Source organism: Blattabacterium cuenoti BPAA, assembly GCF_000348805.1.
GTDB lineage: Bacteria > Bacteroidota > Bacteroidia > Flavobacteriales > Blattabacteriaceae > Blattabacterium > Blattabacterium cuenoti_B.
In genome coordinates this window covers 379,495-392,536 of sequence record NC_020510.1, presented here as the reverse complement: position 1 = coordinate 392,536, position 13,042 = coordinate 379,495, and the positions used below count along the sequence as shown (strand labels likewise).

Annotated in this window: 12 protein-coding genes; 9 read left to right on the top strand and 3 right to left on the bottom strand. The window is 25.2% G+C overall.

Features of this window, described 5'->3' with window-relative positions; all coding sequences use genetic code 11:
• The first annotated feature begins 36 nt into the window (after window positions 1–36).
• Genes menB through BPAA_RS01810 form a run of 6 tightly spaced genes read left to right on the top strand, consistent with a single transcriptional unit; the run spans window position 37 to window position 4,611 of the window.
• On the top strand, window positions 37–861 hold the full coding sequence (gene menB / locus BPAA_RS01830; RefSeq protein WP_015429968.1) for a 1,4-dihydroxy-2-naphthoyl-CoA synthase: 825 nt from the start codon (window positions 37–39) through the stop codon (window positions 859–861).
• Window positions 858–1,763 (top strand): 1,4-dihydroxy-2-naphthoate octaprenyltransferase, encoded by a 906-nt coding sequence (gene menA, locus BPAA_RS01825; RefSeq protein ID WP_015429967.1) that lies wholly within the window; start codon window positions 858–860, stop codon window positions 1,761–1,763. The genes menB and menA overlap by 4 nt, the downstream gene beginning before the upstream one ends.
• A gap of 12 nt (window positions 1,764–1,775) precedes the next feature.
• Entirely contained in the window at window positions 1,776–2,465 is a 690-nt protein-coding gene (locus tag BPAA_RS01820; protein WP_015429966.1) for a metal-dependent hydrolase, read from the top strand.
• A gap of 21 nt (window positions 2,466–2,486) precedes the next feature.
• Entirely contained in the window at window positions 2,487–3,275 is a 789-nt protein-coding gene (locus tag BPAA_RS01815; protein ID WP_231840104.1) for an enolase C-terminal domain-like protein, read from the top strand.
• Window positions 3,242–3,565 (top strand): hypothetical protein, encoded by a 324-nt coding sequence (locus tag BPAA_RS03170; protein WP_231840103.1) that lies wholly within the window; start codon window positions 3,242–3,244, stop codon window positions 3,563–3,565. Before BPAA_RS01815 ends, BPAA_RS03170 begins: the two co-directional genes overlap by 34 nt.
• A gap of 5 nt (window positions 3,566–3,570) precedes the next feature.
• The gene (locus BPAA_RS01810; protein ID WP_015429965.1) at window positions 3,571–4,611 is read left to right on the top strand and encodes an AMP-binding protein; all 1,041 of its coding nucleotides are present in this window, start codon (window positions 3,571–3,573) and stop codon (window positions 4,609–4,611) included.
• A 6-nt stretch (window positions 4,612–4,617) separates the two neighbouring features.
• Here BPAA_RS01810 and BPAA_RS01805 read toward each other — a convergent pair whose 3' ends face one another.
• The gene (locus BPAA_RS01805; RefSeq protein WP_015429964.1) at window positions 4,618–5,853 is read right to left on the bottom strand and encodes an NADP-dependent isocitrate dehydrogenase; all 1,236 of its coding nucleotides are present in this window, start codon (window positions 5,851–5,853) and stop codon (window positions 4,618–4,620) included.
• 279 nt (window positions 5,854–6,132) lie between these two features.
• Here BPAA_RS01805 and BPAA_RS01800 point away from each other — a divergent pair, with 279 nt between their 5' ends.
• The 3 genes from BPAA_RS01800 to BPAA_RS01790 all read left to right on the top strand — a co-directional run bounded on the left by BPAA_RS01800 (window position 6,133) and on the right by BPAA_RS01790 (window position 9,674).
• Complete coding sequence (locus BPAA_RS01800; RefSeq protein WP_015429963.1) at window positions 6,133–6,957, top strand: serine O-acetyltransferase; 825 nt, start codon at window positions 6,133–6,135, stop codon at window positions 6,955–6,957.
• A gap of 14 nt (window positions 6,958–6,971) precedes the next feature.
• Entirely contained in the window at window positions 6,972–7,895 is a 924-nt protein-coding gene (gene cysK, locus BPAA_RS01795; protein ID WP_015429962.1) for a cysteine synthase A, read from the top strand.
• Between the two features lie 105 nt (window positions 7,896–8,000).
• Window positions 8,001–9,674, top strand: a complete 1,674-nt coding sequence (locus BPAA_RS01790; RefSeq protein WP_015429961.1) for a diflavin oxidoreductase — start codon at window positions 8,001–8,003, stop codon at window positions 9,672–9,674.
• A gap of 57 nt (window positions 9,675–9,731) precedes the next feature.
• Here the strand turns inward: BPAA_RS01790 and BPAA_RS01785 are convergent, their stop codons facing one another.
• Window positions 9,732–10,685, bottom strand: a complete 954-nt coding sequence (locus BPAA_RS01785) for a 2-hydroxyacid dehydrogenase (RefSeq protein ID WP_015429960.1) — start codon at window positions 10,683–10,685, stop codon at window positions 9,732–9,734.
• A gap of 25 nt (window positions 10,686–10,710) precedes the next feature.
• A complete protein-coding gene (locus BPAA_RS01780; RefSeq protein ID WP_015429959.1) occupies window positions 10,711–13,011 on the bottom strand; it encodes a transglycosylase domain-containing protein in 2,301 nt (766 codons plus the stop codon).
• Window positions 13,012–13,042: the final 31 nt, after the last annotated feature.

Below are 13,042 nucleotides of genomic sequence, written 5' to 3'. Positions count from 1 at the left end.
TGTTATTTTGTAAAAATAAACATCAATTTTCAATTTATGAATTCTACTATAAATTGGGTTTCCATAAAAAAATATGAAGATATCTTGTTTTTTTTTGGAGAAGGTATCTCTAAAATAGAGATTAATAGACCATGGTGTCATAACGCATTTCGTGTAGAAACAGTTAATGAAATGATAGATGCTATAAATATATGTAGTATCAGAAGTGATATAGATGTATTAATTATAACTGGATCTGGAGAAAAATCTTTTTGTTCTGGAGGAGATCAAACTACAAGAGGCATGGGAGGGTATTTAGATAAAGATGGAATTCCAAGATTGAATATTTTAGATTTTTACAAAAAAATAAGAGAAATCCCTAAACCAGTTATAGCCATGGTTAATGGATATGCAGTGGGAGGAGGACATGTTCTGCATGTTGTTTGTGATTTAACTATAGCATCTGAAGATGCTGTTTTTAGTCAAGTAGGTCCAAAAGTAGGTTCTTTTGATGGAGGATTTGGATGTTCATATTTAGCCCGTCATATTGGACAAAAAAAAACACGAGAAATGTGGTTTTTATGTAAAAAATACACAGCTAAAGAAGCTTTAGAAATGGGGTTGATTAATAAAGTTGTAAAGAAAAAAGAATTGGAAAAAAAAACTATAGAATGGTGTAGAATTATACAAAAGAGAAGTCCAATGTCTTTAAGAATGATAAAACGTAGTTTAAATGCTGAATTGGATGGTCAACATGGATTGATGCAATTAACAGGAGATGCTACTTTAATGTTTTATTTGATGGAAGAATCTCAAGAAGGGAAAAAAGCTTTTTTAGAAAAAAGATCTCCAAATTTTAAAAAATTTACGAAATTTTTATGAAATTAAAGTATTGGATTACTGCAGCTCGTATTCATACTTTACCTTTATCTTTTTCTGGAATAACTTTGAGTTTTTTTATATCTCAATCTAGGAAAAATGTAAGTTTAATTTCTTATATTTTATGTGTGATTACCGCTTTATTATTGCAAATCTTAGCCAATTTTTCAAATGATTATGGAGACAGCATAACAGGAGTAGATAATTATAAAAGAATAGGTCCTAAAAGAACAATTCAATGTGGTCTAATTTCTTTATCAGAAATGAAAAAAGCTATTTTTATATTTTCTGTATTATCTTTTTTTTCAGGTTTTTTCTTATTTTGTGAAACTCTTTTATGGAAAAATATTTTTATTTTTTTCATCTATTTCATAGGAATTTTTATATGTATATATAGTTCAATAAGATATTCTATTGGATCTCGTCCATATGGATATATAACAGGGATGGGTGATTTATTGGTTATGATTTTTTTTGGTATTTTTTCAGTAGAAGGAAGTTATTTTTTATATACACATACTTTATGTATGGATATATTTCTTCTTTCTTTGTCTATAGGATTTTTGAATGTAGGAGTTTTGAATATAAATAATATGAGAGATTTGGATAATGATTATGAAAATGGAAAATATACTATGTCTGTATGGTTAGGTATAAAATATGCTAAATTATATCATACATTTGTTATATTAATATCAATATTTTTAGGAGGTTTTTTTATTTTTTTAAACCAAAATTCTGTTTATCAATGGATTTTTTTTATTTTTATTGCTATTTTTTTAATATTGCACATTCAAAAAATAATTCTTATAAAGGAAAAAAAATTATTCAATCTAGAATTGAAAAAATTAGTAATACTTACTTTTTTACATGAATTTAGTATAGGAATTGGTTTTATAAATTAAACTATCATACATATGAAAGTTACTTTTCTTTCTCATAGCACATGTATACTAGAAATACATGAAAAAAATATATTAGTAGATCCTTTTTTTTCTGGAAATCCTTCTTTTGATAAAAAGATCAATTTTTTAAAACTTATTCCAAAAATAGATTATATTCTATTGACTCATGCACATTATGATCATGTTTGTGATGTAGAATTATTATCACGTAATTTTCATAATATTTTAGTTATTTCTAATTATGAAATATCTAATTATTTTTATAAAAAAGGAATAAAAACATATGGAATAAATTATGGTTCTTTTATATCATTTCCTTTTGGAAAATTAAAATATACTTGGGCTGCTCATTCCAGTGTTTTTGACGATGGTACTTATGGAGGGAATCCAGGTGGTTTTCTTTTACAGACAGATGAAGGAAATATATATATATCAGGAGATACATCTTTAATATATGAAATGAATCTTATTCCTAATTTTGGGAATTTAAAACTTTCTATTTTACCAATAGGAGGAAGATATACTATGGATATAGAAGAAGCAATTATTGCTTCAGATTTTTTGAAATCTGAAAAGATATTAGGTGTTCATTATAATACTTTTGAAGATATTCGAATTGATCGAGAACAAGCAAAAAAAAGATTTTTTGAAAAAGGAAAAGAATTAATTTTATTGGAAAAAGGAAAGACTATATATGTTTAATGTATGAATAATTTCAAAAAAATGAATTGTTTTTTGAAAAAAAGAATGTTTTTTTTTCAAAAAAAAGTATTTAATTCTAATAGAACATTTCGAAAAAACATTATATGGTTTATTATTTTAACACAAGATAATAAGATAGGAATAGGAGAATGCAATCCAATATTGGATCAATTTGCTTTAAAAAATTTAAAAAAATTTGAAATAGAACTCAAAAATCTTTCTAAGATGATTCTTTTTTTCAAAAGAACAGAAATATGTTTTTATTATAAATATATTTCCTATTCATCTATTCTATTTGGATTAGAACAAGCTTTTTTAAGCTTAAAAAATAAATTTCCTATATTATATCATTCTAAATTTACTTCTGGTATAGAAGGAATTCCTATAAATAGTTTAATGTGGTTGAATTCTTTTAATAAAGATAAAAAATATGCAATGAAAAAAATGGAAAATCAAATTATTGAAGGGTTTTCATTGATAAAAATGAAGGTAAATATGAAATTTATTAATGATCAATATTTTATTTTAAAAGAAATAAAAAGGAAATATCCATTTTTAAAAATACGTATAGATGCAAATGGGTGCTTTGAAAATATTCAAAAAGCTTTCTATTATTTAAATAAATTTTATGACTTGGGTATAATTGATTCCATGGAGCAACCAATATCATCTGGAAATTGGAAGGATATATCAGAAATATGTAAAAAATCAAAATTACCTATAGCATTAGATGAAGAATTAGCAAATATTCATGAATTAAAAAAAAAACGAAATTATTGGATGTTATTAACCCTCATTCTATTATACTAAAACCCAGTATAAATGGTGGTTTTTTTGGATCTGAAGAATGGATACTGGAAGCGACTAAAAGAAAAATAAAATGGTCTATTAGTTCTTCTTTGGAAAGTAACATTGGAATTAATGCTATTGCTCAATGGGCCTTTATAATGCAGAAAAAATATAAGGAATTTAATGTACATGGATTAAGTACAGGATTTTTATATGTAAACAATTGGATTTCTCCTTTAGAAATTAAAGGAGGTTTTATTTGGTATAATCCATCTATAAAATGGAAAATAAAAATGTTATTCAATAAATAAAAAAAATGTGGATTGATTTTTCTTCAAAAGAAAGATTCATCTCTTCTTTTTCTAAAGAAGAAGAAGAAAAAAAAGAAAATGATTGGAAAAAATCTATTTTTTCTTTTTGGAAAAATTGGCACGATAATAAACCTATTATATTATCTATAACTTCCGGAACAACAGGTTTTTCTAAAGTTATCTCTTTACGTAAAAAACATATGTACGAAAGAGCTATAAAAACTGTAGAATTTTTAAAGCTTGAAAAAAAAGGAATTAAAGGATTATTATGTTTATCTCCAGATTCTATAGCTGCTAAAATGTTTTTAGTACGTGCTATTATTTTTAAATGGAAAATATATTGTGTTCCTCCATCATCTAATCCTTTAAAAAATATTAAAGAATATTATTTTGACATTACATCAATGGTTCCTATACAAGTTTTTTTTAGTTTAGAATACTTGAAAAATATTAAAATAATTTTAATAGGAGGATGTTCTATTTCAAGTTTTTTGGAAAAAAAATTGCAAAATATTTCAACAATTTGTTATTCTACTTATGGAATGACAGAAACTTCAGGTCATATAGCTATAAAAAAAATTAATGGTCCCAATAAATCTATTTTTTATGAATCATTTCAAGATGTTATTTTGAGTGTAGACAATAGAAATTGTTTGAGGGTTTATTATATGGATTCATATTTTCAAACCAATGATATTGTTCATATGATATCTAAAAATACATTTATTTGGATAGGTAGATATGATAATGTCATTAACAGTGGAGGAATTAAAATGAGTCCTGAATTAATAGAAAAAGAAATTGGTTCTTTTATTCCTTATGAAAAGCGATTTTTTATAACCTCAATTCCAGATAAAATTTTGGGAGAAAAAGTAATATTAATTATTGAAGGGCCCCCTTTTTCATTACATATTCCAAATTCTATTTTTAATGGTAAAAGAAAATTTTATAAACCAAAAAGTATTTTTTTCATTTCTCATTTTACGGATAATTTATTAGATAAATTTAGAAGAAAAGAAATTATAAGAAGAATAATAAAAACATAAAATATATTATGTTTTCTTATTAATTCTTTGATCAAAAAATATTTTAAGTTCTTTAAAAAAAGTTTGGGTATTCAAATAGTTATTTTTTTGTTCATTTTTTTTAGATAATTGAAATAAATCTTTAGTCATTTTTCCAGATTCTATAAAATCTATACATGCTTTTTCCATGTTATCTGAAAATTCCTTTAAATCTGCATTTTTATCTAAAATAGCACGGTGTTTAAGAGCACGAGTCCAAGAAAAAATAGAAGCGATAGGATTGGTAGATGTTTCTTTTCCTTTCTGATGCAATCTATAATGTCTAGTAATAGTTCCATGAATGGCTTCAGATTCTAAAGTTTTTCCATCTGGAGTAAGCAAAACAGAAGTCATCATTCCTAGTGAACCAAATCCTTGGGCTACACAATCCGATAATACATCTCCATCATAATTTTTGCAAGCCCATATAAATTTTCCATTTGATTTAATTGTTTTTGCTATCATATCATCAATCAAACGATGTTCATAAGTGATCTGTAAGTTTTCAAATTTTGATTTAAATTCATTTTCATATATTTCTTGAAATATTTTCTTAAATTTTTCATCATATGCTTTTAATATAGTATTTTTGGTAGATAAGAATAAAGGCCATTTTTTATATACAGAATAATTAAAACAAGAACGAGCAAATCCATAAATAGACTGATCTGTGTTATACATACCCATAGCAATACCAGGTCCCATAAAATGATGAATTTCATATTTTACTGATTGGTTTTTTTTATCATCCGGAAGAAAAGAAATGTATAATTTTCCTTTTTCTTTAATCATAAAATCTATAGCTTTATATTGATCCGCATAAGCATGTCTAGCAATACATATAGGATGGATCCAATTTGGAATCAAACGAGGAATATTTTTTACTATGATAGGTTCTCTAAAAACAGTTCCGTTAATAATATTTCTAATAGTTCCATTTGGAGATTTCCACATTTTTTTTAAATGAAATTCTTTCATTCTATCTTTATCTGGTGTAATTGTAGCACATTTAATTCCTACATTATATTTTTTTATAGCATAAGCGGCTTCTATAGTAATTTGATCATCTGTCAAATTTCTATTTTCGATTCCTAAATCGAAATAAATAATATTTATATCTAAGTATGGAAAAATAAAATATGTTTTTATATATTTCCATATAATTTTTGCCATTTCATCTCCGTCTATTTCTACTACAGGATTGTGGACTTTGATTTTTTTCATAATGTTTTGAAAAATTTTTATAATAATATAACATGTTTTTTGAAAAAAAAGAAATTCTTATATTTGCGTAACTATTTGTTGGATTTCATTGATATAATACCATACACATCCCTTTGAATTACTCGAAGGGTTTTTATTTTTTGAAAATGGATATAAAAAAATATAAAATACGAATTTGTAATTCATTGTATATCAAGATATAATTTAATATACAGGAAAATTAATTTTCCTTCTTTTACGGAATCTGCTCGTATGATCCAATAAAATCAAAAAAAATAAATGTTAGATTTTTTAACAACTATACTTGAAAATAATAGAAATAAAGGAATTTATCCTAATAAAAAAAAATCTGAAATTTTTGTAAAAAAATTATTTCATACTTTATTTACTCCTAATCAGGATGTTTTGAATGATGTAATTTTTTTAAAAAAAGAATACGAAAAATTAAAAATACTTTTATATGAAATTTTTATTGAATTGAATATAAACAAAAAAAATTCTGACACTCTTACTCGAGTTTTTTTTCAAGAAGTTCCTAATATTTATCAAACGTTGATAATAGATGCTAATGCAATATTAAAATCTGATCCTGCCGCAACAATTATAGAAGAAATTTTTCTTTCTTACCCCGGTTTTTTTGCGACTGCATTATACAGGATTGCACATCAATTATGGATTCAAAAAATTCCAATTATTCCAAGATTGATTACAGAATATGCACACAGTAAAACGGGTGTAGATATTCATGCATCTGCAACAATAGGGGAGGCTTTTGCTATCGATCATGGAACAGGAATCGTTATAGGTTCTAGTACGGAAATAGGAGATAAAGTTAAAATCTATCAAGGTGTAACTTTAGGAGCTATTTATGTAGATAAAAAATTAGCCAATACGAAACGTCATCCTACAATAGAAGATAAAGTTACAATTTATGCTGGAGCGACTGTTTTAGGAGGAGAAACTATAATAGGTCATGATAGTGTACTTGGAGGTAATGTTTGGGTTACAAAAAGTATACCTCCTTTTTCTATAGTATATCAGAAGAACGAAATCAAAATGAGAAATAACAGTCCTTTTCCTGATCCCATTAATTATATGATATAAAAAAAATAAAAAAAATGAAAGTTGATAGCATATTAAAAACTATCGGAAATACGCCTCATATACGTCTTAAAAGATTATTTCCTAATCATCAGATATGGATAAAATTGGAAAAAAATAATCCTGGAGGAAGCATAAAAGATAGAATAGCTTTATCTATGATAGAAGATGCAGAAAAAAAAGGAAAAATTCACAAAGGTGATATTATTATAGAACCAACTTCTGGAAATACAGGAATAGGATTAGCTATGGTTTGTTCTGTAAAGGATTATCGTCTGATTTTAGTGATGCCAGAATCTATGAGTATTGAAAGGAGAAAATTATTTTCTATTTTTGGAGCAAAATTTGTTCTAACTTCAAAAGAACATGGAATGAAAGGAGCAATTCAGAAAGCGGAAGAATTAATCAACACTATTCCAAATTCCTGGATGCCTAAACAATTTGATAATATCTCAAACCCAAATATACATAAAAATACAACGGCAAAAGAAATAATAAACGCTTTTCCTAAAGGAATAGATTATTTCATTACAGGAGTGGGAACTGGAGGTCATATTACCGGAATAGGAGAAATATTAAAAAATCAGTTTCCGAATATAAAAATCTTTTCTGTGGAACCTATAGAATCACCAGTTATATTTGGAGGAACTCCTAATTCTCATTCTTTACAAGGATTAGGTGCAGGTTTTATTCCGTCTATTTTGAATGTAAAAATATTAGATGGTACTTTTTTAGTCTCTAAAGAAGAAGCCTTTCATTATGTTAGAAAAATGGCAAAAAAAGAAGGAATTCTTGTTGGAATATCTACTGGAGCTTCATTGTCTGCTATAGAAAAACAATTATCTAATTTTTCAAAAAAATCCACGATTTTAACAGTAAATTATGATACTGGAGAAAGATATTTATCAGTAGATGATCTTTTTCTAGAAAAAGAAATATGATCAAAAAGTATGAAAAAAAGGAAATTTTTGCAATTCAAGGCTATTAAAAATTTGAAATAGTGTCAATTATTTTATTACATACAAAACTCTAACAAAAAAATTAAAATGTTATCTGAATCAAATAATAAAACATTTTTTAAATTAATACAAGAATCCTCTCCAGAAGAAATGATATGGATGTGTGGTTATATATCTGGATTGTTATTTTCTAAAAAAAAAGATTATAAAGAAATCAAAAAAGAGGAAAAAAAAATTACGTTGGTTTATGGTACAGAAACAGGTAATGCTAAAAACTTAGCTTTTGACCTTTATGAAAAAGCTAAAAAGGAAAAAATTAAAATACAATTGATTAGTTTAGATCAATATTGTTTAAAAAATTTAGAAAAAGAAGATTATTTTTTTATTGTAATGAGTACCCATGGAGAAGGAGAACCTCCTTTTTCTGCAAAATCTTTTTTTGATTTTATTCATCATAACAAGAATCTGTTTTTAAATAACATGAAATACAGTGTACTAGCATTGGGAGACAAATCCTATACTTATTTTTGTAAAGCAGGAGAAGATGTAGATAAACGTTTGCATAATATAGGAGCGACAAGAATTATTCCATTATATAAATGTGACGTAGATTATGAAAATCAAGCATATAAATGGTTTTCAGAAATTTTAAATTTTTTAAAAAAAAAAAATGAAATTTATACAAAAAAAAAAAATCATAAAATATGTGGAAAGATTTTAAAAAACATAATTTTAAATAATCAAGAAAAAGGTTCGAATAAAGAAATTCATCATATTGAAATTTTCGTTTCGAATCAAATAGAATATTCTCCTGGGGACTCTATAGGCGTTTTTCCTGAAAATCCTTCTAAAGAAAGAGATCATATTATAGAATATGTAAAAAAAAATAGAAAAAAAGAATTTGAAAAATATGAATATGAAGAAAAAAATAAAATATCTTATCTTTTGAAAAAAAAATTCAATATTCTTTTTTTATCGGAAAATTTTTTAAAGAAATATTCTTTTTTATCGGAAAAAAAAAATATTTCTTTAAATAAAGAATGGAAACTTATTGATCTTTTAATAAAATTTCCTATGAAAAATGAATATTCTTTAAAAGATTTAATAAAAATTATAGAGCCTATAAAACCTAGACTATATTCTATTTCTTCATCTCCTAAAGCTCATGGAAATGTAATTCATATTACTGTATCTCGTCATCGTTTTCAATTAAATGGAGAAACAGTATATGGTCATTGTTCTGATTTTTTATCTAAACTTAAAATAGGAGATCAATTATCTTTTTTTATTTATAAAAATAAAATATTTAAATTACCTAGTACTGATAAGAATATAATTCTTATTGGACCTGGAACTGGAATTGCTCCTTTTCGTTCTTTTTTATATGAAAGAGAAGTAACAAAAGCTACGGGTAAAAACTGGTTATTTTTTGGAGATCAACATTTTGATACGGATTTTTTATACAAAACAGAAATTTTAAATTGGAAAAAAAAAGGAATTCTTTATCGTGTCATTTGGTCTTTTTCTAGAGATCAAAAAGAAAAAATTTATGTGCAAGATAAAATATGGAGAAATAGAATAGAATTTTTTTCATGGATAAAAAATGGAGCCTATGTTTATGTTTGTGGAAATAAAATTCCTATGAGTGTAGATGTAGAAAAAATGATATCTCGTGTCATAGAAGAAGTAGGAAAATGTGAATCTAAACTTTTTATAAGAAAAATGAAAAAGGAAGGAAGATACTTAAAAGATGTATATTAATTTTTGAGAGTTAAAGAAACAAAAAAAAATTAACTTTTATTTTTATAATGATTACAATCATGTTTTATGAAATTTTTGGTTTAAAAAAATAATTTTTTCCACAATTTTTTTATCCATTTTAAATTTTGATTCTTTAGTCCATCCTGCAATATGTGGTGTAAATATGACTTTATTAGAATGAATAAGATAGAGAAAACTTTTATGAAATTTTTGATTTAAAAAAATATGATTAAAAGAAAAATTTTCATATTCTAATACATCTAAACATGCTCCATATATTTTTCCATTTTTTAATGCTTTTGCTAAATGACTTGTAATTAAACATCCTCCACGAGAAGTATTTATCAAATAAAAAGGTTTGTAAAATCTTTTTATAAAATCATAGTTGATCATTCCTTTTGTTCTTTTTGTATAAGGAACGTGTAAACTTATTACATCTGATTTTTTAAAAATCGTACTCATGTTGACTTGTTTTGCGTAAATATCTCCCACTTTAGGCAATATGTCATAACATAATATTTTAGCATCAAAACCTGAGAGTTTTTTCGCGAAAGATTTTCCTGTATTTCCATATCCAATGATTCCTATTGTTTTTCCCATAATTTCTATTCCTCTATTGGTCTCTCTACTCCATTTTCCTGTAATGATTTGTTGATGTGAATGAATTATATGATTCATCATGCATAAAAGCATTCCTATAGCATGTTCTGCTACCGCATCTTTATTTCCTTCTGGAGAAGAAATTAAAGTGATTCCTTTTTTGATAGCATGATCTTTATCTATATTTTCTGTTCCAGATCCAATACGAGCTATAAATTTTAAGTTTTTAGCTTTTTCAATAAATTCTTTATCTATTTTTAATCTACTTCTCAAAATGACACCATCATATGTAGATAGATTAATTTGATTTGTTGGATCGTTGTAATTTTCATCGCAAATAAATCCTTTTTTTTTTAATTTATATATAATAAAAGGATGATTTTTATCTAAAATTAATATTTTTTTGATCATATCTTACTTATTTATCATTATCTTTTCAATTTTCTAAATTGAAATTTTCATCAACATCTATAATTTCTTTTAAAGAATTTTTTTCCTCTTCTTTTTTTTCTTCACTAATAACGTTTTCTTTTTCTTCTTTAAGATGATGATGGTTTTCATCATTGCAATGATCCCAATGAGATTGATAATTCTTAGGTTTTTGAAACAATAATTTATCATGATAAATCAAATTCATATCTTTATATAAATTTTTCATATAATAAGCCCATATAGGTAAAGCCATATTTGCTCCTTGTCCTAATTTAATGCTATCAAAATGGGAAAATCGATCTTCCCAACCAACCCAAATTCCGGTAGTTAAATTAGGAATCATCCCTATAAACCATCCATCTGAGTTTTCATTTGTTGTTCCTGTTTTTCCAGCTATATCTCCTGTAAGATTGTAAGATTGTAATCTTTTTGCTGTTCCATATTTAACTACTCCTTGCATTAATTTTAACATAATATATCCTACTTCTTCGCTAAAAACTTGTCTTCTACTAAGATCTACATGCTCTTTAATTAAATTTCCATTTTCATTCTCTATTTTTACTAAAATAGAGGGTTTTACATAAGTTCCATAATTTGTAAATGTATTAAATGCTCCTGTCATTTCATATAAAGTCAAATCAGCAGAACCAAGTGCAATAGATGGATGTTCAGGAATTATAGATTCGATTCCCATTTTTTTTGCTAAGCTAATTACTGGACCTGGAGTAATCTTTGAGATTAAACGAGCTGAAATAGTATTCACAGAAAAAGCTAACCCATCTTTTAAAGTAAGAGTCCCTCCGTATTTTCCATTAGAATTTCTAGGACTCCATTTTCCAAAATGGAATTTCTCATTTGAAATTTTTGTACAAGGATTATAATGTAATTCATTAATAGCTGTAGCATATAAAATAGGTTTAAAAACAGAACCAACTTGACGTTGTGTTTGTGCTACATGATCATATTGAAAATAATTAAAATCTATTCCTCCTACCCATGCTTTAATAAATCCAGTAGATGATTCTACTGATAACATTCCTGCTTGTATAATACTTTTTTGATAACGAATAAAATTCCATGGAGATATAAATACTTTTTTGGATCCTTTCCAAGTAAATAATTTGATTAATTGTGGTTTTTTAAATATTTCTATAATTTCTTCTTCTTTGAATCCTTTTTGTTTTAAATCTTGATAAAGAGAGGTCCTGTGCATGGCAGATATGAGTATTTGTTTTGTTTTTTTTTGAGAAATTTTTAAAAATGGAGCATTTTTATTTTTTTTTTGAAAACGATTAAACAAAACTTGTAATTGACTAAGATGTTTTTTTACGGCTTTTTCTGCATAATTTTGCATTTTAGCATCAATTGATGTATATATTTTTAATCCACTAGAATAAAGATTAAGTTTTTTTCCAGTCTTTTCTTCATATTCATCTAAAGCTTCTTGAATTTCTTTTTTTAAAAATTCTCCATAATAAGTAAGTAATTCGAAATCTTTTTTTTGTATTTTAAAATTTATTTTCACAGGTTTTTCCAATTCTTTTTTATATTTATGTATATTCAAAAAATTGTATTTTTTCATTTGATGTAAAACCAAATTTCTTTGTTTTTTTGTTCTATCAGGATAATTTCTAGGATTGTATAAAGAAGGATTTTCTAGCATACCCACTAGGATAGCACATTCTCCTAAATTGAGTTCAGAAACCTTTTTATTGAAATAAGTATGAGCTGCTGTTTCGATTCCTTTTGCATTATACAAGAAATCAAATTTATTATAATACATAGTAATAATTTCTTCTTTTGTATAACGTTTTTCCAATTCAATAGCCATTACCCATTCTAAAAGTTTTTGATGAATTCTTTGAAATTTATTTTTTGCAGATGGTCCTGTAAAAAGAAGTTTAGCCAATTGTTGTGATATAGTACTTCCTCCTCCTTTTTTTCCTAAAGAAAGAATGGCTCTCAGAAAAGATTTAATATCAATACCAGAATGGTATTTAAAACGAATATCTTCTTTTGCAAGAAGTGCATTTACGAGATCTTTTGGAAGTTGTTTATAAGTAACTAAAGTTCTATTTTCGGAAAAAAATTTTCCTAATAATATTCCATTAGAGTCATATACCTCTGATCCTACTTTCATTGCAGGATTTTCTATATCCTGAGTGCTAGGTAAGTTTCCTAAATAACCTTTAAAAGCTGCATAAAAAATAATAATAATGATACTTATTCCTATAATAAATAAAAACCAAAAATAAAAAATAAGTTTATAAAAGAAAGAATTTATTTTTGTACTTTTTTTATACACGAAAAAATTATTTTATTTATGAAAAATGTTT

Excerpts from the sequence above, each read along its gene's own strand:
- BPAA_RS01785 (WP_015429960.1), bottom strand. The coding sequence starts at position 10,685 with ATGATCAAAAAAATATTAATTTTAGATAAAAATCATCCTTTTATTATA.
- menA (WP_015429967.1), top strand. The coding sequence starts at position 858 with ATGAAATTAAAGTATTGGATTACTGCAGCTCGTATTCATACTTTACCT.
- BPAA_RS01805 (WP_015429964.1), bottom strand. The coding sequence starts at position 5,853 with ATGAAAAAAATCAAAGTCCACAATCCTGTAGTAGAAATAGACGGAGAT.
- BPAA_RS01790 (WP_015429961.1), top strand. The coding sequence starts at position 8,001 with ATGTTATCTGAATCAAATAATAAAACATTTTTTAAATTAATACAAGAA.
- menB (WP_015429968.1), top strand. The coding sequence starts at position 37 with ATGAATTCTACTATAAATTGGGTTTCCATAAAAAAATATGAAGATATC.
- BPAA_RS01810 (WP_015429965.1), top strand. The coding sequence starts at position 3,571 with ATGTGGATTGATTTTTCTTCAAAAGAAAGATTCATCTCTTCTTTTTCT.
- BPAA_RS01815 (WP_231840104.1), top strand. The coding sequence starts at position 2,487 with ATGAATTGTTTTTTGAAAAAAAGAATGTTTTTTTTTCAAAAAAAAGTA.
- cysK (WP_015429962.1), top strand. The coding sequence starts at position 6,972 with ATGAAAGTTGATAGCATATTAAAAACTATCGGAAATACGCCTCATATA.
- BPAA_RS01820 (WP_015429966.1), top strand. The coding sequence starts at position 1,776 with ATGAAAGTTACTTTTCTTTCTCATAGCACATGTATACTAGAAATACAT.
- BPAA_RS01800 (WP_015429963.1), top strand. The coding sequence starts at position 6,133 with ATGTTAGATTTTTTAACAACTATACTTGAAAATAATAGAAATAAAGGA.